Origin of the sequence: Maritalea porphyrae, assembly GCF_027213965.1 — a bacterium.
Taxonomy (GTDB): Bacteria; Pseudomonadota; Alphaproteobacteria; order Rhizobiales; family Devosiaceae; genus Maritalea; species Maritalea porphyrae_A.
On sequence record NZ_JAPWGX010000002.1, the window covers coordinates 274,605 to 294,728 of the forward strand.

The window sequence follows — 20,124 nt, forward strand, 5'->3', positions numbered from 1 at the left end:
CCTTGCTATGTCTCAATCCCTTGTTGACGTCGGCGCGATCGACGACGTGCCACAAAGGGGCGCACGCTGTGTCAAAAAGGGCGATCGCACTATCGCAATTTTCCGCACACAAGATGATCAGTTCTTCGCGCTTGAAGACAAATGTCCGCATAAAAATGGGCCCCTAAGCCAAGGCATTGTGCATGATGGCTGCGTCACCTGCCCCCTGCACAATTGGGTGATTTCACTCAGTTCCGGCCAAGCCCAGGGGGCTGACGAAGGGGAAACCCGCACCTTCACCGTTGAGGTGCGTGATGGTCGTTTGTTGCTGGATTTGGAGGAAATGGCCTAATGGGCGACACGCCGCCAATTCGCACCACTTGTCCCTATTGTGGGGTCGGCTGCGGGGTTCTTGCCACGCCACGAAGCGATGGCAACGTGACGATTAAAGGCGATCCGGATCATCCAGCGAATTTTGGCCGGCTTTGTTCAAAAGGCATGGCTCTTGGTGAAACATTGGGGTTGGATGGTCGGCTGCTTTATCCTGAAGTCAACGGTCAAAAGACGAGTTGGGATCAGGCGCTCGATCATGTGGCGCAGCGCTTTAGAAACACCATTGAAACCTATGGCCCCGACTCGGTTGGTTTTTATCTCTCCGGCCAGATGCTGACCGAAGATTATTATGTGGCCAACAAACTGATGAAGGGCTTTATCGGTTCGGCCAATGTGGACACCAACTCGCGGCTTTGCATGTCTTCAACGGTGGCGGGCCACAAACGTGCTTTTGGGTCAGACACCGTGCCGGGCAATTATGAAGACTTGGAGCATGCTGATCTTATCGTGCTCGTCGGCTCTAACATGGCCTGGTGCCACCCGGTCTTGTTCCAGCGCATTCTCGCCGCTAAAGACAAACGCCCTGGGCTAAACATCGTGGTAATTGATCCGCGCCGGACGAAAACAGCAGAAATGGCGAACTTGCATTTGCCCATCAATGCGGACGGTGACGTTGCCCTCTTTAACGGGTTGCTGCAACATATTGTCCAAACCCAAATGGTCAACTCCAGCTATGTCGGTGATCATACTGTTGGGTTTAGTAAAGCGGTAAATGCCACACAAATTTCCCAAAGAGACCTGATCAAACGAACAGGCTTGAGCGAGGGACAAATCAATGAGTTTTACTCGCTGTTTGTGAATACTGAAAAAGTGGTCACTTGTTTTAGCCAAGGGGTCAACCAATCCAGTTCTGGCACGGACAAGGTCAACGCCATCATCAATTGCCATTTGGCGACCGGGCGCATTGGGCGCAAAGGCATGGGACCCTTTTCGCTGACCGGGCAACCCAACGCCATGGGCGGGCGCGAAGTTGGCGGTTTGGCCAATATGTTGGCCGCACACATGGACATTGACAATCAAGCGCACCGCGACTTGGTGACAGAGTTTTGGGGAGCGCCGAACCTCGCCCCCAAGCCCGGATTAAAGGCTGTCGAGCTTTTCCGGGCACTTAAATCGGGCGATGTTAAAGCCCTTTGGATCATGGGGACGAACCCCATGGTTTCGATGCCGGATACAAGCTTAGTGGCCGAAGCACTTGCCGCCTGCCCGATGCTTGTTGTGTCTGACATGATGGCCAACACGCCAACGATGGGCTTTGCGCAGGTTAAATTGCCCTCGATTGGATGGGGGGAAAAAAGCGGTACGGTGACAAATTCGGAGCGCCGCATTTCGCGCCAACGGGCATTTTTGCCCGCCCCCGGCATGGCCCGCCCAGATTGGTGGCAAATGGCGCAATTGGGCAAAAAACTCGGGCACGAAGAAGCATTTGGCTTCAAAAATGCGGCGCAAGTCTTCGCTGAACATGCCGCCCTATCGGGATACCAAAACGATGGCACGAGGGATTTTGATATTGGTGTTCATGCTGATGTTTCATCAGAAGAATATGAAGCCCTAAAGCCTTTCCAGTGGCCACAGCCCAAGGAAGCAGAACCATCTGCGACGCGATTTTTTGCTAATGGTAGTTTTTACACTGATGACAAGCGCGGCCGGTTTGTGCCCACCAGACTAGCCGACAAGCAACAGAACAAACCAAAAAGCAAATTTGTTTTGAACACCGGCCGTGTGCGCGACCATTGGCACACAATGACCCGCACCGGCAAAAGCGCCACATTGTCTTCACATATGGGCGAACCCTATTGCGAAATATCGCGGGCAGACGCGCAAAGACTGCACATCAAACCAGCTGATTTGGTCCGCCTTTTCGTCAAGGATCAACAGGTGATCGTTCGCGCACTGATCAGTACCAAACTGAGCGCGGGCCAAGTGTTTTGCCCCATGCATTGGAACAACAATTATGCGTCGATCGGCTCCATCAATCAGCTGGTGAAAGCAGAGCTTGATCCACATTCTGGCCAACCAGCCCTCAAAGCCGCACGCATAAAAGTTGAACGTGCAAACATGTCTGTTTTCGGATTTGCGGTCACTCGAAACGAACCAAAAGACCTAAGCGCCGACTATTGGGCGAAAGCCATTGCAAAAACCGGATGGCGTATTGAGTTCGCCCACCAGCGCGCACGCGATTTGCCACGGTTAGTGCGCGAGTTCGCCAATACTGACGTGACAACCGCCGATGTGGCCTATCATGCGCCTCACGATGATCAACAGCGGCTTGCATGGTTTGATGGTGTGCATTTGCGGACCGCAATTTACATTGCGTCCTCCCCCGTGGAGGTTTCGCGCAGTTGGGCGGCGGGCCAATTGGACACAACATTTAATGAATCCGTCTTGCGCTACAGAATGGTTGCAGGGCGCCCGGGCAAAGATATGCCAGACCCAGGACCAATTGTGTGCAGTTGTTTTTCGGTTGGCGCCAATCAAATCCTAGACGCTGTAAACGCGGGCTGCACTTCCGTTTCGGAAATCGGCAAAACCCTAAGTGCAGGCACCAATTGTGGTTCTTGCAAAGCAGAAATAAGCGAGTTGATCCATGAACGCTCCCTTCTTGCGGCAGAATAGGTCGCAATCAACATCGGAACGCAAACAACGCATTGAACCGCTGAGCGTTTTGCCAGTGTTTTTTAACCTGCAAGCCAAACAAGTATTGGTGATTGGAGGCACAGACGCCGCAGCGTGGAAAGCTGAACTTTTGGCCGCGGCCGGGGCGAAGGTTTATGTACATGCGGCACGTTTGAGTGAAGACTTTGAGGCCCTGATAGCCTCAGCACCGCGCCAGTTTTTCAAACGCAACCAACACCAATTGGCGAGTGATATCGCGGACGCGCATTTGTTGATCTGCGATGCACCAAGTGAAAGCGCAGCGAAACATGTGCGCTCCATTGCAAAACTGCACGGGGTGCCGGTGAATATCATCGATCAGCCCGAGTTCTGTGACTTTCAATTCGGCTCAATCGTCAATCGCTCGCCCGCCGTAATTGCGATTTCAACCAGCGGGGCAGCGCCAATATTTGGCCAAGCGATCCGGCGTCGGATCGAAATGATATTGCCAAAAAACCTCGCACGATGGGCGCAATTGGCGCAAAACCTGCGAGATCAAGTCAATCTATTGCTGAAACCGGGTGCTGCACGACGAACGTTTTGGGAGACGTTTGTTGATCGCGCTTTTTCTCAGGAGGTCACCTCACAGAGCGAAGACGATCTTCTGACAACATGTCGCGACATTGCAATTGATAAGGGACATTCCACAAAACTGACCCGCATTGGTTATTGCACCAGTGATCCTGAACTGATCACCATTAAAGCGATACGCGCATTACAATCGGCAGATGTGATTGTGCATGGACCAAACACCCCAGCACCAATTTTGGAATTGGCGCGCCGGGAGGCCAAGCGCATTTGCGTTGATGATCCAGAGAAAACTGGCAAACCGATAGGCAAACATGTGGTCACCCTGATTGAAGGTGAACCATGCCGATTTGATCAAGCTGAAATAGCGGCACCAAAGACCACTTCATGTGCGCCCGCAACAGCTTGAATTCGAGTTTTATCCATCAGGCAAAATGCCGTCGATAGGCCGTCAGCACGTGCTGCCGACTTATCAATGACGCTTAGGCTTTGCCATTTACCGCCCGGCAATCCAGTTCGTGGATCAAGAATGTGCCCGACAGTACCCGCTTGATCAAAGAATGTGCCGCCCGGCGCAGAGGTGGCAATTGCAGCGTTTGAGAGCTTTAGTTTTTGCCCCCTATCCGCCAAAGTGATTGGCCATGCAGCCCCACTTGGGGAAACGCCAACTGCTGAAATCTCTCCTGTGTTGACGAGAACATTTTGAACTCCTTCTTGGCGCAAAAGATTTGCGACCTTGTCAGCGATGTAACCTTGGGCAATGCCGTTAAATGTGAGTGCCATACCGGGCTTGTTGAACACGATCATTTCAGGTGAAACGGACAAGTTCGACCAACCCGTTTTCGCTTGCGCAGCTTTGATCTCGCTTTGTTTCGGTGCAGAACCCGCGGCGTATTTTTTTGCATAGAGCGCCCACAAAGGCTGAACCGTTGGATCGAATGCGCCAGCTGTTTCTTTGTGAATGCGGTCGCTAATGTTGAGCAAATCAATGAGTTCAAATGCGGGAGCTGTAAGCGTGCCATCTCGGTTTAGAACGGACAATTGGCTGTCGGCTTGATAAAGCGAAAACACCTTTTCAAGTCGCACGATTTCCTTCAGCGCTTTGTTCAGCAATGCATCGGCGTTAGGGTGATCCAACACGATATTCGCGTTTGCCCCTAGTGCAATACCGCGCCAATTGAGCGCTGATGCAGATGCGACAGAACCAAGCACAGGCAAAGCCGCAGCGCCGGCCAATATAGAGATTACACGACGACGAGAAATCATTGATCTGATCCTTCTTGAGTGTCCACCGGCGCAAGCACGGCTTCGGCAGATATTTCGCTTAGCAATTGCACAGTGCCACCACGCAAATTGGCAAACTCGGTCGCTTTGTCTTTGTTCGAAAACGGCGCGAGTTCGGGCGCGCCCATGCCGCCTGTCGCGTCTGAGCCGACAACAAAATAGGCTTCGTCAGCGCGGATCCAGTTCATTTCGCCTGGCTCCGACCAGCTTTTGGCTTCGCCCATATCGTTGACATACATCACCAATATCTCGGCGGATTGCTCAGGGGACTTGATATAAGCCAAACCGTCGCGCACTTGGGAAAACCACAAAGGTTGGGGCATGCCCGCAAGGTACATTTGTGCCTTTGGGCCTTGATGTTCCAAAATCACCATTTGGCAATAATGGCCCGCAGCTTCTTCGGTTAAGGCAATGGGTTCAGGTGTGGGTTGCACCGCAGCTTCGCTTGAGCACCCCGCAAGCACCAATGCAAATGCGAGTGCGAAACCGTTTTTTATTGTGATCATGGTTCCACCTTTCTAAAGGCGAGAAGGGCAAACAGTAGGGCAGCAACGGGCCACAAAAGCAATGAGGTTAATTGGCCAAAGAACCCGGTGACACTGCTTGCGGCACCAAGGCCAGAGGCGAGCATATTGACAGATTGATCAGGCATATTGAGCAAGCGGAATGCATCGGCTGGGTTGGCCACCAGCGCGTAAGGGAAGATGGTTTTTGAAAAGGCACCGCCTGCATCCGTCACCAGCGCGCCGAGCAGACCAAGATCGTAAAGCACCACCGCAATCAACCATAGGCCAATGGCGACGCCTGACGCTGCGCCGGTTTGTTTTACCAATGAAGAGATCGTGTAGCCGAGCCCCAAAAATGTCGCACCAAGGGCAAGCGAAGTGAAATAGAGCGCTGCCAGTGGTCCCCACTCAATTGCGCTGGTGCCATGTCGTGAGACGATGATGGCCGTTGTGAGCGCCAAACCGATGGCGATGGCGACACCAAGCACCACCAGGTGGGCGATGAATTTTCCCAGCAAGATTTCTGCGCGTGACAATGGATATGAAAGCGAAAGCGTAAGCGTGCCGCGTTCAGCTTCCCCCGCAATCGCATCAAACGACAAGAGCAAGCCAATCAAAGGCACCAAATAGACGGATAAGGTGGTGATGGAGGTAATGGCAATGGTCATTGGGCTTGCGCCTAAAACGCCAGTTGGCGCATTGCCAGCAACGGTCAAAACCACATTGAACATGGCCATCAAAATGATGGCTGTGGCCACCCATAGGTTGCGGCGGGCAATCAGCAATTCAAGCCGTGCAATGGATATGATTGATGTCATGATTGTTGCTCCTCAACTCGGGAGAAATGACGGTAAAGCTCTTCAAGGCTAGCCGGGGTTACATCCACATCTTTGACCACAGGGCCGAGCGCTGTGATGGCGGACAAAACACCAATTTTTTCATCCGGTGTGCAAACCAGTTCAAGCGACTGGCAATTGACCCGCTGCCCACCCAATTGTTGGTTGACCCCTTCAATGGTGTCGTTTGTCGCGGTGACTTTGAACTTGATGGGCAAGCTCGCCAGATCACGTAGCTTTTGCAAGCTGTCATTGGCGACCAATTGCCCCTTGGAAAGGATCGCAATTCGGTCCGTGCGCAATTCCAACTCGGTTAGCGCGTGAGAGGACAACATCACAGCGGAGCCATTGTTCGCCAGTTCTTCAACGATATCGTAAAACTCATGGCGGCTCACCGGATCAAGGCCACTGGTGGGCTCGTCCAAGATGGCAAGCTTTGGCTGTCCCAGAACGACCTGCGCCAAGCCAATGCGTTGGCGCATTCCTTTGGAATAGGTGCGGATCTTGCGGTCTGCGGCATGGGCCAACCCTACCCGGTCTAACAGGTCGTCTGCTTCTTTGAGCGGCGTAGATTTTAGGCGTGCAAAATGATGCAATTGTTCGCGCCCGGTAAGTGATCCATGAAAGGCAACGCTTTCGGGCAGATATCCGGTTTGTTTGCGCGCGGCGGCGGAGCCGGGTTGGCACCCCAGCACCTCAATATCGCCAGCAGTGATTGGCATTAGACCAAGCACCATTTTAATGATCGTGGTCTTGCCCGCGCCATTGTGGCCCAAAAGCGCGACGCGCTCCCCGGCTTCCACATTCAGCGAGACATCTGACACCGTTTCAAGCGTGCCATGGCGTTTGATTACATGTTCAATTTTAAGGGCAGGCATTAGTTTTCCTCCCATTGTGTAAGAGTTGGCAGGTCTGGCTGCATTAAAGGGGCGCGGTCCACAACGCCGCCCGGCAACAATGCCGGAAATGCGGATTGTGACCAGCGGATCAATTGCACTGCAGGCGATCCAAGCAAGGATTTGGCCGCAGGTTGGGTCCACAATACGTGATCCATAATATCGTTTGGGCGGTAGGCAGCGTCCGCAATGCCGTTTCCATCCAAGTCAAAGGCAGCATGATCAGACCAATAATTGCCTTTTCCATCAACACTCCAGTCCACCCATTTGGACCCCACATATTTCACCTGCGTGCGGTTTGAAACAAAGGCGTTTGAAACAAATGAGTTGCGCTCTGAGCCAGCGGTAAAATGAATGCCGATTTGGCACTGGGAAAACAGGTTGCGGCTAAAGTCGTTCTTATGTGCATTGTAAATGAACACACATTTTTCACCGCCTTCTTCAATTCGGTTGCCAAGAACAGTGCTTTTGTTGGTATAGTTGAGCATGATGCCATGGTCGCGATCGCCACGGCTTAGATTGCCTTCAATCACCACATTATCCGAATACATGATGGCATAACCAAGGTGATTTCCAAGAGATACATTGTTGCGCACAATAGAGTTATTCGCATGCATATAATGGATTGCAAAACGCAAATCACGCATCCGGTTGCCCGTGAATTCGTTCTTTTTGGAGGTATTGACGAAAATGCCGTCGCGCCCATAGCGAATGTCATTGCCAATGACTTTTGAGCCGGTCGCGTTCCAAACATAGATGCCGTTTCCCCGATCGTTCATGCGATGATCTAAACGGCCTTCGATTTTGTTGTGCTGAACCAGTGCATTTTTGGTGCCGTGGATATCAACCCCCACCAAATTACCCAATAAAATGTTGTTCTCAATCAGCGCACGATCAGCCCCCTTGCCAGTGATAATACCAGCATCGCGGTTTTCGCGATCTGACCCCGACCCCGTGACGGTGACACCGCGTACCGTGACGTCTTTGGCATTGACCACAATGACAGAGCCGTTTTCATTGCCTTTGATGTGGGCATGGCCGAGCCCATCCAGAACCAAAGACACATTAATCTCAATTGGTCCTTGATAGGTACCAGGCGCAAGGCGGATGATGTCACCCGCCTCAGCTTGTTCTAAGGTGATGGCCAATGCATCGCCTTCAGGCACAACTTGCCAGTCGCGAGCCACGGCGGTGGCAGCGCTTGAAATGACCAACAAAAAGGCGAGAAGGCGAAGCATTAGTTTTTCAATCCTTATTTGGGTTCTACAAACATACGGCCGCGCATTTCCATGTGCAGCGCATGGCAGAACCACTGGCAATAGAACCAGTGCACACCAGGACGGCCCGCAATGAAGGTCACAGAAGCGGTGGCTTGTGGGCCAACTTCCATTGCCACATTGTGGTTTGATAGTGAGAAGCCGTGTGTCAGATCATCAATATCATCAAGGTTTGTGACGTAAACCGTTACCTCGTCACCCTGCTTCACAGAGAAGCTTTCAAGTGAGAAGTTAGGCGCCATTGATGTCATATAGACACGAACTTTGTTGCCGTCACGAATGACTTCTTCAGAACCTTCTTCAAGATCCACGCCATCCGCTGCAGCTTGTGCTTTTGCATCATCAAACATTGGATCATTGCGATCCCAAACAGCATTTGGGTTCACTTTTGAAGCATGAACGATGATTGAATCGTGTGGTTCAGCAAAAGTTGGGCCATCGTGAACGATCTTCATTTCATCAGACGAAATGTCGATCAATTGCTCGTTTTCAGGCTTCAAAGGACCAACGTTTAGGAAACGGTCTTTTGAGAACTTGTTCATTGAAACAAGCCATTTGCCATCAGCTTCAGCGGTTTCACCCATTGAAGTTGAGTTGTGACCAGGTTGGTAAGCAACATCAACTTTTGAGATGATTGGATCAACATCTTCACCCGCATAAAGGCGGATGGCTTTGTCGATGTTCCATTTCACCACTTGGCTGTCCAAGAACAAGGTGGTGAAGGCATTGCCTTTGCCGTCGTATGCTGTGTGCAATGGACCTAGGCCCAATTCAGGTTCAGCAACAATAGCTGAACGAGGATCAGCGTCTTCGTTGAACAAGGCGTCAAGTTTTGTCACATCAATAACAGAAACAGTTGGCGACAATTTGCCGGCCACACAAACGTGACGTTTGTCTGGAGCAGTGTTAATGCCGTGTGGGCTGTTTGGAATTGGGATGTAACGTGTGTACTTTTTGTTTGAGCCTTTGCGGCCATCAATGATCGGCACACCGTTGAGCATTTGAACGTCGCCATTGGCCACGCCTTTTTCGATCTCTGCAAGATTGAACACAACAACATGGTCCATCTCGTTTTCGGTCATCTCACCAAGGTTCATACCCATTTCTGAGTTGTAGCTTGTTGAGAAGGCGTATTTGCCTTGGTAATCACAATCGGTGTTATCAAGGTTGCCAGAAACCATGACCTGCCAGCTTACTTTCATCTCATCGCCATCAATGGCTGAGAAGATGTTTGTGTAAGTGGACACATCATGCATGGTTGAGCCGTCGTTCACCAATGGTGCTTCGTGCTCAGAGTTGGCAAACACATAACCGGTACGTGGGAACTTTTGTGGGCGCAAGCCGTGAATATCGTGCGCATTTGGGATCTCAATGATCTTATCGCATTTCATCACGTCAAGACGCACACGGGCTACACGGGTGTTGGCTTTGTCGTTCATGAACAAATAGCGGCCATCATATGTGCCGTCAGTGAAAGACATATGTGGGTGGTGAAGGTCACCATTGTCATATGTTTTCATGCCACTATCAGCGAGGAATTGTTTTGTTTCCTCGGTCAAACCTTCGGTCAAAATTTTCAATGACTCGTTGGTTTGGCCCCAACCTGTTGCAGAACAACGGTTGAACACTGGCACACGCATCAGTTCGCGCATGGACGGCACGCCCAAAATACGCAACTCGCCGGCTTGGCCTGATGACCAGAAACCGTAATATTCGTCCAATTCGCCCGGTGCAAGTGAACTGCTACCTTCAGATGCTGCTGCTGGTGTTGCCAACAAGGCGGCGCCACCGGTTGCAGCTAAGGAGCCAGCGAGAAATGCGCCAGCACCAGTTCCGGAAAGAAGTTCCCGGCGGGATATCCCGTCTTTTTTTGCTTCATTGTCAGACATAGTAGCTCTCCTTTATGCTAATGTCTTAGGATGATTTTTTTGTATTCAGCAGCGCTTCCATTGCTGCTTTTGATGCCGCATCACTTTGTGAGCGACGCTCCCGTCCTTTTCGCTTTTTGATACAGACAGGGCATTTCTGGTCGTCCTGATAAAGCACCTGGCAGTGCAAACAGTTGACGCATTCATTTGGATTGATTTCGCCAGTAGGATGGATCGCCTGAACGGGGCATTCGTTCGAACAAGTTTGGCAGGGGCTGCCGCACTCTTTGTAACGCTTCAGCCAATCAAACATGCGCATCCGGGCAGGGATCGCCAGCGCAGCGCCCAATGGGCACAGATAACGACAATAGAACCGCTCAATGAACAGGCCAGCGCCCAAGATCACCGTTGCAAACACGACAAAGGGCCATGCACGATCAAACTTGAGGATGATAGCGGTCTTGAACGGCTCAATTTCTGCATATTGCTCGGCCATGGGGATTGAAACCAATGACAGGCCGAATAGACCCAAGAAGATCATATATTTGAGTGGCCAAAGGCGCTCGTGCAGTCCCCATGGGAGTTCCCATTGTGGTACTTTGAAAAAACGCGCGATTTGGTTTGAGATTTCTTGCATGGCGCCGAACGGGCAGAGCCAGCCGCAATAGGCGCCGCGTCCCCAGAACAAGAGGGCGGCGGCAACTGAGAACCACAGAATAAACACCAGTGGGTCAAGCAAGAACGCATCCCAGCTGAAACCGCTTTGCAATGAAGCCCCAAGCGCCATCAAATTGACGATAGACAATTGAGCGTTCTGGCCCCAGCCAAGGAAGACCAAAGTCACCACCAAAAAGCTCATGCGGAACCAATAGAAGAAACGCGCATTGCGGGTGAATTGCTTTTGGAAGAAGAAGGTGGCTGTCAGCACTGCGAGCATGACGCCAAGCACCACAATTTCAAATTGCTTGTCGTTCCAAATGCGTTTCCACAATGCAGCACGCGCTGCTTGATCGTCCGTTTGGTCCACGGCCGAAGCGACCGGTGCAACCGCGGGCAAAGGAGCCAGATATTGCTCTGGCAATTTATACCCCAGATCAAAGGTGAGGAAGGTCTTATCTACTGGCCCAACTTCCCGGTGCGACAACAATTGTAGGCGCCAAGGTTTTGTGGGATCAAATTCTGCATCTGAGCGAATTTTGAACAGATCAAGCTCAGTAAAGCTTGGGGCACCATCGGCCGCAATATTGCCCAATCGGCGCTGATCTTTGTCGTGGAAACGAACAGAGATATCGCCTTGAATGAGCTGAATACGGTCAAAAATGCCGCCTCGTACATAGCCCGAGCCTTTGAAGGAATAGAGCCCGCGCCCTGCGATTAAGATGGCGCTTTCACCTTCTTTGAGCCAGCCCTGCAGGTTGGTGTACTCCGCTTCGCCCAACAGGCCTAGGCCAATGCTTGGCGCAGAAACCAAAGCGGTGTGCATGTCAATATATGTGGTTTCAGGATCTTTATTGATAGGGCGTTTGATGGCGCGAGGGTCGCCTGCCTCTTCAAACGCTTCATTGATTTGGCCAACGTCCAAGGTCAGGCGCCGCACAGTGCCATCGCCGGACATGGTCTGCCAATCACTGATCAAGCTCTCATCGGCATTGAGTTCGCGGGCGGGTGTGTTGTCGGCTTTCGCATCGCTCAACCCACCTAACCCAAGCGCACGCGCCACTTTGATTGCTGATCGCACGATGGAATCATCAATAATCATGATGGTTACTGTTGCGCCAGAGATGATGTCTAGATCATGCGCAGAGCCGCCAGCTGCCGCCTCTTTGACGATATCCAATCCCTTGTAGCTGGCAGTAAGCTTTTTGATTTTACTGTCCGGAATACCAATCAGCACAATTGGCTCGGAGTGTTTAACCAGCTCTGCGCCCAACAGTTTGCCGTCTAAATCGATTGCGGCCATCACATGGATTGGCTTGCCCGAATAACCTGTTGTGCCAACAAAGTCAGAGGTGATGAAGGCATAGCCCAAAACGTCTTGCCCGCGCAGAATTGGCGCCACCGGCAGTTGAGCATTTATGTTGCCATAGCTGGTCGCCTCAGGCGCAAAGAATTGCGCTTCCACTTTGGGCAGGAATTTTTCAAGGATAGGTCGCGCGGTTTGTGCGAATGCTGCGCTGGCATTAAATGCAAGGGCAAGCGCCACGACGGCGAGAAGGATAAAGGGTGGAAGTGCTGGTTTGAACTGCCTCATGAGAAATCTCCCATGCGGCGCACGCGTGCTGAAGCGTTGATATACATATTAACTCTATCTTTGACTGATGGCGGGCCGCGCGTCATTGGCGCGCGGTTCTGTGCAGAGCTTTTTGAGGCAATGTTTTGAGCTCGAAGCTGGACGTTAGAGCTTGTCAGCATATGAGCAAAGTTTTGGGTTGGCGGCACAATCACCAGCCGCGATGCGCTGGCCAAACAGTCCGAACATTTGGCGCAGTTTGGGCAAGGGCGTTCATTATCTTCTTCGACGTTGCTACCACCGCTTTGTACCAAGACCACACCTTGCTCACCACAAATCACATCAAAACTTGTCGCCGCTTGAGCGGTAAAGCTTTGTGTGAGCAGCAGCAGCACCGCCACAACGAGCAAAAACTCACCGGCGATCGTTTGAATCGCATGGTGGAGCATTTTTTTGCTGTTGTGTGTGCGGTGCGCAGACATATTTGAACCGTTTCCTGATTACGGTTGCTGGATACGCCTTGCTTGCGGAAGAGACTTTGTTCTAGATCAAATAGGATGGTGTTCGCCAAAAAAATCGACTAATTGGTCAAACACAATTGGTGGCCGCAACTGTTCCTTCATTGCGCTGCATCAAATTGCCGCCTTGATGTTTACGATATGAATGTCCACAACGTCGGTTCAACTAAAACAAAGAGAGTTGTTTCATGAAACTTACACATCTAGCGCTGAGCGGTTTGCTTGCTTTTTCAGCCTTCGGAACTGCCGCTGTAGCGCAGGATTTTGATCGCGCAGCGGAAATCGAAGCAGCAATAGCAGCTGGTGACATCGCTAAGGGCGAAAAAGTATTCAAAAAATGCAAGGGCTGCCATAAGGTCGGTGACAATGCAAAGAACTCTGTGGGCCCGCAGCTAAACCATTTCTTTGGTATCGAAATTGGATCAAGCGCAGATTATAAATATTCAGATCCGCTTTTGGAATTGAAAGCCACGGGTCAAGTTTGGGATATTGAAGCACTTGATGCGTTTTTGAAAAAACCAAAAGACTATATCGCCAAAACCAAGATGACATTTGCCGGGCTGAAAAAAGAAGATGATCGTGCCAATGTTCTTGCCTATTTGGCTAGCATCCAAGTTGCTGAATAATACGGCTATTGCCTACCGGCTTTATGATGATTCAAAAAGGGCGTCCTCGTGACGTCCTTTTTTGTATCTTGCGTTATTCTCATGTTCGAAGGGGTGCAAATTTTGCCGATTGCCCAATCGCTCAGGCCGTTGAAAACAATTCCTTATAAACACCCAAATACGCGCTGGCCATTTGTTCGGCGGTAAAGTGCGCTTGAAAGCGGGCGCGCGCATTGCGCCCAAGTTCCAACGCAAGTCCTTGATCACTCCAAAGCTGATCCATTGCCCAGCGCAATGCATTTGGCTCTGAATGTGGACAGATTAAACCGGTCACATTGGCCAAGTTCACATAGGACGTTCCCGTACCAATTTCACAGGTTATCATCGGTTTGCCAAACATGGCGGCTTCGATAAGAGAAACCCCGAACGCCTCCGATCGCTGATTGGAGGGAAACACAAATCCTGTACAGTTTTTTAGCAGCGCGCTTTTTTCTTCAGCGCTGACCTGGCCTAAGAAATGCACATTGTCTGCGCCAATGGTCTTGGCCAGCGCCTCCAACCCGGCCCTTTCCGGACCGTCCCCAGCAATCGCGATGGGGTAATGGGATGATTTTGCAGCCATCACCAAGTCTTTCAGGCCCTTATAATAGCGCAGCACGCCAACAAACAAGAAATAGCGTTCACCGAGCTGTGGCCGCCACTTCTCAGGCAAGGTAAAAGCTTCACCCTCAATAAGTGTATCTTCAAGCCCCAGCGGGATAACGCTGGTTTTGTTTGGAAACTGTGCCAAGGTCTTGCTTGTATCAACGTAGTTTGGCGAAGTAGCCACCAAGCGGTCGACCTTTTTCAAAAAACGCTTTTTGAGCGGTTCATATACGGCGGACAATAGTTTTTGCCGCACAATGTCTGAATGATAAGTCACAATAGTGGGTTTGGTCGTGCCGCTTGCCAAATAGGCAAGATCAGCAAACGGATATGGATAATGCAAGTGAATGACATCGGCCCATAAGGCGTGTTTCTTGAACTTATCTATAGCCCCGTAAGACATGGGTGTTGAGGCAAAATCTAGTTGTGATTGCGTTTGATGAACCTCATAGTTGTCCATCTGAATTGGTTCTGAAGCCGCATTAGCACTCATGGCCAAAACGCGCGTTTGCACACCTTTGGGCGCAACGTTTTTGGCCACATGGTCGATGAATTGCTCAACACCACCAATTGTGTCTGGCTTATGAGTTTTGTAGAAATGCAGAACTTTCAACAGCTTTGCCCTTTTCAGCCAGTAGATCTCTACACATGATTTCAAAATCGTGTGCGCTTTTTTGCCAGTCAAAACGGGCAGCGTTTAGTTTTGCTTTATCCCCTAATTGGGCACACAAGTGCGGGTCGTCAATTAGTTTCGCCAATCCACGCGTTATCGATTGCGTACTATTTGGGTCAACCAATAATCCCCCCTCGCCCACGACTTCTGGCATAGATGAGCAGTTGGATGTCACCACCGGCTTGCCATATTTTTGCGCCTCAATTATGGGCAATCCAAAGCCTTCAAAAATGGAAGGCAAAACTTGAAAGCGTGCGTTTTCATAAGCTTGTTCCAGCGTATCATCATCAACAAATCCAGCCCAATGGACGTAGTCAGACAGGCCGAGTTCACGGGCGAACGTTTTAAGATGATCTTGTTTCCAACCTGCTGCCCCGATTATTCTGAGATGGCATTGGTCCATTTGATCTGGTGACAGCGCCGCATAGGCACGCAATAGCCCCTCAAGATTCTTACGTGGCTCATGGGTACCCACAAACAACATGTAAGCGGGCCCAATTGCGAAGGGGTTGTTTGCGCTAGGTTGAACTTGATATGTCGTCGTACCGGGATAAATCGTATGCGCGATGTCTTTTGCCCGTACATGTTCACGCACAAGATCGCTCATTGTAAATTGGGACAAGCAAACGATTCTGTCGGCGCGCTTCAGCGCACCGGGCATCAACAGTTTTTCGCCCAACAAGCCTAACTTGGACATGGTCTCAGGATGTTTTTTCCACACAAAGTCATGAATGGTCAGCACCTTGGGGATATGGGCTGGAAATGCGGGCAAACGGTGGGCAGGTCCCCAAAAGACATCAATATTGTGCCTTTTGATGCGATTAGGCAACACCAACTGGCTCCACACTAGGTTACCCATTCGCCCATTCAAATTGCTTGTAACCAAGGTGATATTGGGGTGAATGAGCTGCTTTGCGGTAAGTGGACGAGGCGCAAACAAAACCAACTGCACCCCACGATCAGCAAGGTGTACCACCATGCTCATCACATATCGCGAGATACCAGATAGCGGGCCACAAAGGTTTTTGGCGTCAATTCCGATCTTCAACTGAATTTCCTTTGTGGGGCAGAATGGTCAAAGGTCACGCTCTTATACTGGAGAACCAGCCAGGGCAACCGCTTCAAACCCGCTTATTCTATCACATTATCGGGCTATGAATATAGTTCTCGACTTGGCCCTACTTCCATTAATCTGACTTGTGGGAATTCACATTGTTTCAATTTGCGTTATAATTGGGACGTGGGACATATTGCCTTGCGGTTGTGCATTGTAAGTCATGCAGTTATGGGTTAAATAGCGTCTCTCTTGAATACGCGTGGCGATATACGCCAGTAAGAATAGCGTCGGTTGTTTTAGGTTTGGCATAAATGAAACAGATTTCACCACTTCAACAAGCATATGGAAAGTTCAGCAAAATAATTCTGAGCACCTTGGTTTTCAGTTTCGCGATCAATTGCTTGCTGTTTGTTGGCCCGCTTTACATGTTGCAAATTTATGATCGCGTTTTGTCGAGCAGAAATGAAACCACATTGGTGATGATCTCACTGATCGCTTTGGCGATGTTGATGGTCTACGGCATCATGGAATTTGTGCGCTCGCGCATGCTTGTGCGTGCAGGCTTGCAATTCGATGACGTTTTGACATCTACCATTTTTCCGCGCGTCGTTAAGGCCCGACTTGCAAATCCAAACGGCGGCGCAGACTACATTCTGTCCGACATCGACAAAGTACGCGAGTTTTTGACCGGGCAAGGTATTCTCACATTCTTTGATGCGCTTTGGGTGCCGCTCTTCCTTGTTGTTTGTTATTTGTTTCACCCCATGCTTGGGGCAATTGCGATTTGCGGTGCGGTGGTAATTTTCATTCTTGCTTTCTTGAATGATTTTATGACCAAAACGCAGCTGCAAGAGGCCAACAACGCCGTGCAGGGTGCAAATCAGTTTGCGGGTGCAGTTCTGCAAAACGCAGAGGTCATCCGCTCAATGGGCATGGAAAAACCATTGGGTGAGCGCTGGCGTGATCGCCATGCGACCATGTTGGTTGCTCAGGCGGGCGCAAGTGACAAAGCGGGCGCCATCATGGCGTTTTCGAAGTTCATCAGAATGGCGCTCCAATCTGCTATTCTTGGCGCGGGCGCTTATTTGGCGCTACAGCAACAAGTTTCTCCAGGAGTGATGATTGCCGCTTCCATCATGATGGGCCGCGCGCTTTCACCTGTTGAGCAATCTGTTGCTCAATGGAAACAATTTGTTTCCGCACGCCAAGCCAGTGCCCGGATGAAGCGCTTGTTCGACAGTGTACCTGCCGACCTTGAGCGCACTGAGCTACCAAAGCCATTGGGCGAAATCAGCGTTGAACAGTTTACGACACTTGTGCCGGGTACACGCACGCCGTTGCTCAAAGGCATCAATTTCCAAGTTCCAGCTGGGCAAACACTAGCGGTCGTTGGCCCAAGTGGCTCAGGCAAATCAACACTTCTGCGTAGCCTTGTTGGCGTACAAGCTGCAGCAAATGGCACCATCCGAATTGATGGCGCGGAATTGTCGCAATGGAATGCTGATCAATTGGGTCAATACCTTGGTTATCTACCTCAAGATGTGAAACTATTTTCTGGCACCATTGCCGAGAACATCTCACGCTTTGGCGATGCGGACAGCGATGACGTGGTTCGTGCGGCCAAGATGGCCGGTGTTCATGATATGATTTTGCACCTGCAAGATGGCTATGAAACCCAAATTGGCGACAATGGGCATCAGTTGTCTGGTGGTCAGCGCCAACGCGTTGGGCTCGCACGTGCTTTGTTCGGTCTGCCACAGATCGTCATATTGGATGAGCCAAACTCTAATCTTGATAATGACGGCGAGTTGGCTTTGACGGAGGCGATCCGCTCTTTGAAAGAGATCGGCATCACCATTGTTGTTGCGACCCACAAAACAAATTTGCTTGCCGTATGTGACAAGGTTTTGGTTATGCATGATGGTGCAGTGCGCGCCCTGACAACGCCAAAAGAGCTGCTCAAGCCAGCAGAAAGCGTCGCCCCTGCGCAGGGCGCCACGCCGACGCCCGTCGTCAGTAATGTTGTAAATGTGCAGTAACAAGGCTGTTTGTCGAACATGACTTCATCAGACAATAAAAAGGTGCGGACAAGTCCGCGCGCGTTCGTACTCATTGGTTACGTGGTCATTTTGCTCACCTTTGGTGCGCTTGGCGGCTGGGCGGCTTTTGCCAAAATTGACAGTGCTGTTATTGCCAGTGGCACAATTGCGGTGGAAAGCAACCGCAAAGCCATTCAGCACCTAGAAGGTGGCATTGTTGAAGAGATTTTGGTTAAGGAAGCTGAACGCGTTGTTGAAGGACAGGTTCTCGTGCGTCTGAACAGCGTTCAAGCCCGTTCAACCCTTGAAGTTTTGCAAAACCGTCTGCGGATTGCCCTGGCCAGCGAAGCGCGTTTGCAGGCCGAACGCCATCTAAAGTCGGAAATTGACTTTTCGTCAATTGCCGATTCCATGGACGATCCGCATGTTTCAGCCTCCGTAAATGATCAGGTCGACATATTTAATGATCGCTTTTCAATTTTGAATTCTCAGATCAAAATTCTGAATGGGCGGATCGAACAATTACATAAAGAGATCGATGGTCTTAACATTCAAAAAGAAGCCTTTGTTGAGCGGGTTGATATTTTGAGTAAGCAGCTTGAGCGTTTGCGTGATGGTGTTGCAAAAGAAATCGTGCCTGAAAACATTCTTGCAGCGCGCGAAGAAGAGTTTGTTAGCGTGAAGGCGAACGTTGGCAAAATTGAAACGGAATTGGCAAAGGTTGGCAAATCTATTGGCGAAACCGAATTGCAAATCATTCAAACCGAGCAGCAATATAAAGAGCGGGCGAACGCTGAGTTTAAAGAAGTGAACTCGCAAATTCAGGAACTTCAGGAGAACCTGAAAGTTGCTGTGGAAGTTGTGGACCGTTTGGAAATCCGCGCGCCGGTAAGTGGCAGCGTGCAAAACATTAAGGTGCATACCGCTGGTGGCGTGGTGCGCTCTGGCGAAAAGATGATGGAAATTGTGCCGGTGAATGATCAGTTGGTGATCAACGCCCGGGTGTCGCCGATTGACATTGACAATGTGAGCCCCGGTTTGCGCACAGAGGTACGGTTTGTGGCATTCCAAAGCCGGTTTATGCCGATTGTGCTGGGGACGGTTGAAAGTGTTTCACGCGATGTGATTGTGCCCGAAGATGGCAGCACACAGCCCTACTTCTTGGCCCGAATTGATGTGGTTGAGGACATGGTGCCGATTGAGGTGCAGGGCCGGTTGCGGGCGGGCATGCCCGCTGATGTGATCATTACAACGGGTGAACGCACAGTGATTGACTATTTGGTGGCGCCAATGGCGGATGCGATTGCAAAGTCCATGCGCGAAGAATAAGTGCTATATTTTTGGTGTGGGGGTTTGGCCTCTGCCCTTTACAACAAAAAAAGCCCGATCATTTGATCGGGCTTTTTGTTTAAGACGTTGAAACCAAACTTAGTTGCTTGTTTCAATTTCGCCTTTAAGCACTTGAGCATAGGCATTGCGCGCAGTTTGAGCGATGGCCATTTGCACTTGAAGACGTGAAATTTCTGTGTCTGCTGCTTGCAAATTCCCCAATTGGGCTTTTGCCTGATCTGACAGATCATCAATGCTGAATTCTTTGCCGTCGATTGTGATGGTGTTGTTTTGCTCAGTCATAGTTAACTCTCTGCTTTTCAAAAAATGTCTACCACACTATGCGGCGGCTTGCAGACCGCCAAGCAGCATGCGGCAAAGTCTACGCGCGCCCCCACTTGTGGGGTATTGTGTTCACTGTACAACTTGGTAGCCCAATCTTAAAGGTGTTGCAAGATCGGAATAAGGGCGCAAATTGTGTTGAATGGCGTGGCTATAGACTAAATTGTGCGGCCCGAAAATTCTTGCATCTACGTAGTTTTGCATTTTTCGCAACGCCAATTGGCCCGGCACTGCGCGTAGCAGGCCAAGCAGATGTGAGTTGGGTGAACGAGACGCATATTGGCTCGTTTGAAAGGAAGTGAAAGGAGACAATAAACGCCTCGCCCGATTAAGTTTGACCCAAACCATCCATTCCCCCGGGGTGCTAAACCCTTCTATCCCCTTATTGTGCACTCCACCAAAACTGTTATGGCACGCCTTGGCCATTTGATGATGGTTGAAGCCCCCGTTTGGGCGCTCCTTCC

17 protein-coding genes are annotated in these 20,124 nt (G+C 50.6%); 6 read left to right on the forward strand and 11 right to left on the reverse strand.

Translation table 11 applies throughout. The annotated features are described in order from the left end of the window. The first annotated feature begins 7 nt into the window (after positions 1-7). Genes nirD through O4H47_RS06190 form a run of 3 tightly spaced genes read left to right on the forward strand, consistent with a single transcriptional unit; the run spans position 8 to position 3,964 of the window. On the forward strand, positions 8-331 hold the full coding sequence (nirD, locus tag O4H47_RS06180; RefSeq protein ID WP_269393606.1) for a nitrite reductase small subunit NirD: 324 nt from the start codon (positions 8-10) through the stop codon (positions 329-331). After that, positions 331-2,988 carry a nitrate reductase gene (locus O4H47_RS06185; protein ID WP_269393086.1) on the forward strand — a complete coding sequence of 886 codons (2,658 nt, stop codon included), beginning with the start codon at positions 331-333 and terminating at the stop codon, positions 2,986-2,988. The genes nirD and O4H47_RS06185 overlap by 1 nt, the downstream gene beginning before the upstream one ends. Next, positions 2,960-3,964 carry an NAD(P)-dependent oxidoreductase gene (locus O4H47_RS06190; RefSeq protein ID WP_269393087.1) on the forward strand — a complete coding sequence of 335 codons (1,005 nt, stop codon included), beginning with the start codon at positions 2,960-2,962 and terminating at the stop codon, positions 3,962-3,964. The genes O4H47_RS06185 and O4H47_RS06190 overlap by 29 nt, the downstream gene beginning before the upstream one ends. Here O4H47_RS06190 and O4H47_RS06195 read toward each other — a convergent pair. Genes O4H47_RS06195 through O4H47_RS06230 form a run of 8 tightly spaced genes read right to left on the reverse strand, consistent with a single transcriptional unit; the run spans position 3,910 to position 12,934 of the window. Next, on the reverse strand, positions 3,910-4,821 hold the full coding sequence (locus O4H47_RS06195) for an FAD:protein FMN transferase (RefSeq protein WP_269393088.1): 912 nt from the start codon (positions 4,819-4,821) through the stop codon (positions 3,910-3,912). The genes O4H47_RS06190 and O4H47_RS06195 overlap by 55 nt on opposite strands. After that, the gene (locus O4H47_RS06200; protein WP_269393089.1) at positions 4,818-5,345 is read right to left on the reverse strand and encodes a nitrous oxide reductase accessory protein NosL; all 528 of its coding nucleotides are present in this window, start codon (positions 5,343-5,345) and stop codon (positions 4,818-4,820) included. Before O4H47_RS06200 ends, O4H47_RS06195 begins: the two co-directional genes overlap by 4 nt. Next, entirely contained in the window at positions 5,342-6,163 is an 822-nt protein-coding gene (locus O4H47_RS06205) for an ABC transporter permease (RefSeq protein ID WP_269393090.1), read from the reverse strand. The genes O4H47_RS06200 and O4H47_RS06205 overlap by 4 nt, the downstream gene beginning before the upstream one ends. Continuing rightward, positions 6,160-7,059, reverse strand: a complete 900-nt coding sequence (locus tag O4H47_RS06210; protein ID WP_269393091.1) for an ABC transporter ATP-binding protein — start codon at positions 7,057-7,059, stop codon at positions 6,160-6,162. Before O4H47_RS06210 ends, O4H47_RS06205 begins: the two co-directional genes overlap by 4 nt. Continuing rightward, positions 7,059-8,315: a nitrous oxide reductase family maturation protein NosD gene (locus O4H47_RS06215; RefSeq protein WP_269393092.1), complete on the reverse strand. Its 1,257-nt coding sequence runs from the start codon at positions 8,313-8,315 to the stop codon at positions 7,059-7,061. Before O4H47_RS06215 ends, O4H47_RS06210 begins: the two co-directional genes overlap by 1 nt. Before the next feature lie 14 nt (positions 8,316-8,329). Beyond that, the gene (nosZ, locus tag O4H47_RS06220) at positions 8,330-10,243 is read right to left on the reverse strand and encodes a TAT-dependent nitrous-oxide reductase (RefSeq protein ID WP_269393093.1); all 1,914 of its coding nucleotides are present in this window, start codon (positions 10,241-10,243) and stop codon (positions 8,330-8,332) included. Between the two features lie 25 nt (positions 10,244-10,268). Further along, positions 10,269-12,473 carry a NosR/NirI family protein gene (locus tag O4H47_RS06225; RefSeq protein ID WP_269393094.1) on the reverse strand — a complete coding sequence of 735 codons (2,205 nt, stop codon included), beginning with the start codon at positions 12,471-12,473 and terminating at the stop codon, positions 10,269-10,271. Further along, positions 12,470-12,934, reverse strand: a complete 465-nt coding sequence (locus tag O4H47_RS06230) for a hypothetical protein (protein WP_269393095.1) — start codon at positions 12,932-12,934, stop codon at positions 12,470-12,472. Before O4H47_RS06230 ends, O4H47_RS06225 begins: the two co-directional genes overlap by 4 nt. Positions 12,935-13,158: 224 nt before the next feature. Between O4H47_RS06230 and O4H47_RS06235 the strand changes: the two genes are divergently transcribed. Then, a complete protein-coding gene (locus O4H47_RS06235; RefSeq protein ID WP_269393096.1) occupies positions 13,159-13,596 on the forward strand; it encodes a c-type cytochrome in 438 nt (145 codons plus the stop codon). A 121-nt stretch (positions 13,597-13,717) separates the two neighbouring features. On the opposite strand, the gene O4H47_RS06240 is transcribed toward O4H47_RS06235, so the two are convergent. Together O4H47_RS06240 and O4H47_RS06245 are read right to left on the reverse strand one after the other, a co-directional pair. Then, positions 13,718-14,833: a glycosyltransferase gene (locus O4H47_RS06240; RefSeq protein WP_269393097.1), complete on the reverse strand. Its 1,116-nt coding sequence runs from the start codon at positions 14,831-14,833 to the stop codon at positions 13,718-13,720. Then, the gene (locus O4H47_RS06245; RefSeq protein ID WP_269393098.1) at positions 14,802-15,941 is read right to left on the reverse strand and encodes a glycosyltransferase family 4 protein; all 1,140 of its coding nucleotides are present in this window, start codon (positions 15,939-15,941) and stop codon (positions 14,802-14,804) included. Before O4H47_RS06245 ends, O4H47_RS06240 begins: the two co-directional genes overlap by 32 nt. A 320-nt stretch (positions 15,942-16,261) precedes the next feature. Between O4H47_RS06245 and O4H47_RS06250 the strand changes: the two genes are divergently transcribed. Continuing rightward, complete coding sequence (locus tag O4H47_RS06250; RefSeq protein ID WP_269393099.1) at positions 16,262-17,989, forward strand: type I secretion system permease/ATPase; 1,728 nt, start codon at positions 16,262-16,264, stop codon at positions 17,987-17,989. 18 nt (positions 17,990-18,007) lie between these two features. After that, positions 18,008-19,318, forward strand: coding sequence for an HlyD family type I secretion periplasmic adaptor subunit (locus tag O4H47_RS06255; RefSeq protein WP_269393100.1), 1,311 nt, complete (start codon positions 18,008-18,010; stop codon positions 19,316-19,318). A 99-nt stretch (positions 19,319-19,417) separates the two neighbouring features. On the opposite strand, the gene O4H47_RS06260 is transcribed toward O4H47_RS06255, so the two are convergent. Continuing rightward, a complete protein-coding gene (locus O4H47_RS06260; protein WP_269393101.1) occupies positions 19,418-19,621 on the reverse strand; it encodes a DUF6447 family protein in 204 nt (67 codons plus the stop codon). Between the last annotated feature and the right edge of the window lie 503 nt (positions 19,622-20,124).

Bases quoted from the DNA above. Each gene is read 5' to 3' on its own strand.
- nosZ (WP_269393093.1), bottom strand. From the start codon at position 10,243: ATGTCTGACAATGAAGCAAAAAAAGACGGGATATCCCGCCGGGAACTT.
- O4H47_RS06210 (WP_269393091.1), bottom strand. From the start codon at position 7,059: ATGCCTGCCCTTAAAATTGAACATGTAATCAAACGCCATGGCACGCTT.
- O4H47_RS06260 (WP_269393101.1), bottom strand. From the start codon at position 19,621: ATGACTGAGCAAAACAACACCATCACAATCGACGGCAAAGAATTCAGC.
- O4H47_RS06225 (WP_269393094.1), bottom strand. From the start codon at position 12,473: ATGAGGCAGTTCAAACCAGCACTTCCACCCTTTATCCTTCTCGCCGTC.
- O4H47_RS06185 (WP_269393086.1), top strand. From the start codon at position 331: ATGGGCGACACGCCGCCAATTCGCACCACTTGTCCCTATTGTGGGGTC.
- O4H47_RS06230 (WP_269393095.1), bottom strand. From the start codon at position 12,934: ATGTCTGCGCACCGCACACACAACAGCAAAAAAATGCTCCACCATGCG.
- O4H47_RS06255 (WP_269393100.1), top strand. From the start codon at position 18,008: ATGACTTCATCAGACAATAAAAAGGTGCGGACAAGTCCGCGCGCGTTC.
- O4H47_RS06205 (WP_269393090.1), bottom strand. From the start codon at position 6,163: ATGACATCAATCATATCCATTGCACGGCTTGAATTGCTGATTGCCCGC.
- O4H47_RS06200 (WP_269393089.1), bottom strand. From the start codon at position 5,345: ATGATCACAATAAAAAACGGTTTCGCACTCGCATTTGCATTGGTGCTT.
- O4H47_RS06195 (WP_269393088.1), bottom strand. From the start codon at position 4,821: ATGATTTCTCGTCGTCGTGTAATCTCTATATTGGCCGGCGCTGCGGCT.
- O4H47_RS06190 (WP_269393087.1), top strand. From the start codon at position 2,960: ATGAACGCTCCCTTCTTGCGGCAGAATAGGTCGCAATCAACATCGGAA.
- O4H47_RS06250 (WP_269393099.1), top strand. From the start codon at position 16,262: ATGAAACAGATTTCACCACTTCAACAAGCATATGGAAAGTTCAGCAAA.
- O4H47_RS06215 (WP_269393092.1), bottom strand. From the start codon at position 8,315: ATGCTTCGCCTTCTCGCCTTTTTGTTGGTCATTTCAAGCGCTGCCACC.
- nirD (WP_269393606.1), top strand. From the start codon at position 8: ATGTCTCAATCCCTTGTTGACGTCGGCGCGATCGACGACGTGCCACAA.
- O4H47_RS06235 (WP_269393096.1), top strand. From the start codon at position 13,159: ATGAAACTTACACATCTAGCGCTGAGCGGTTTGCTTGCTTTTTCAGCC.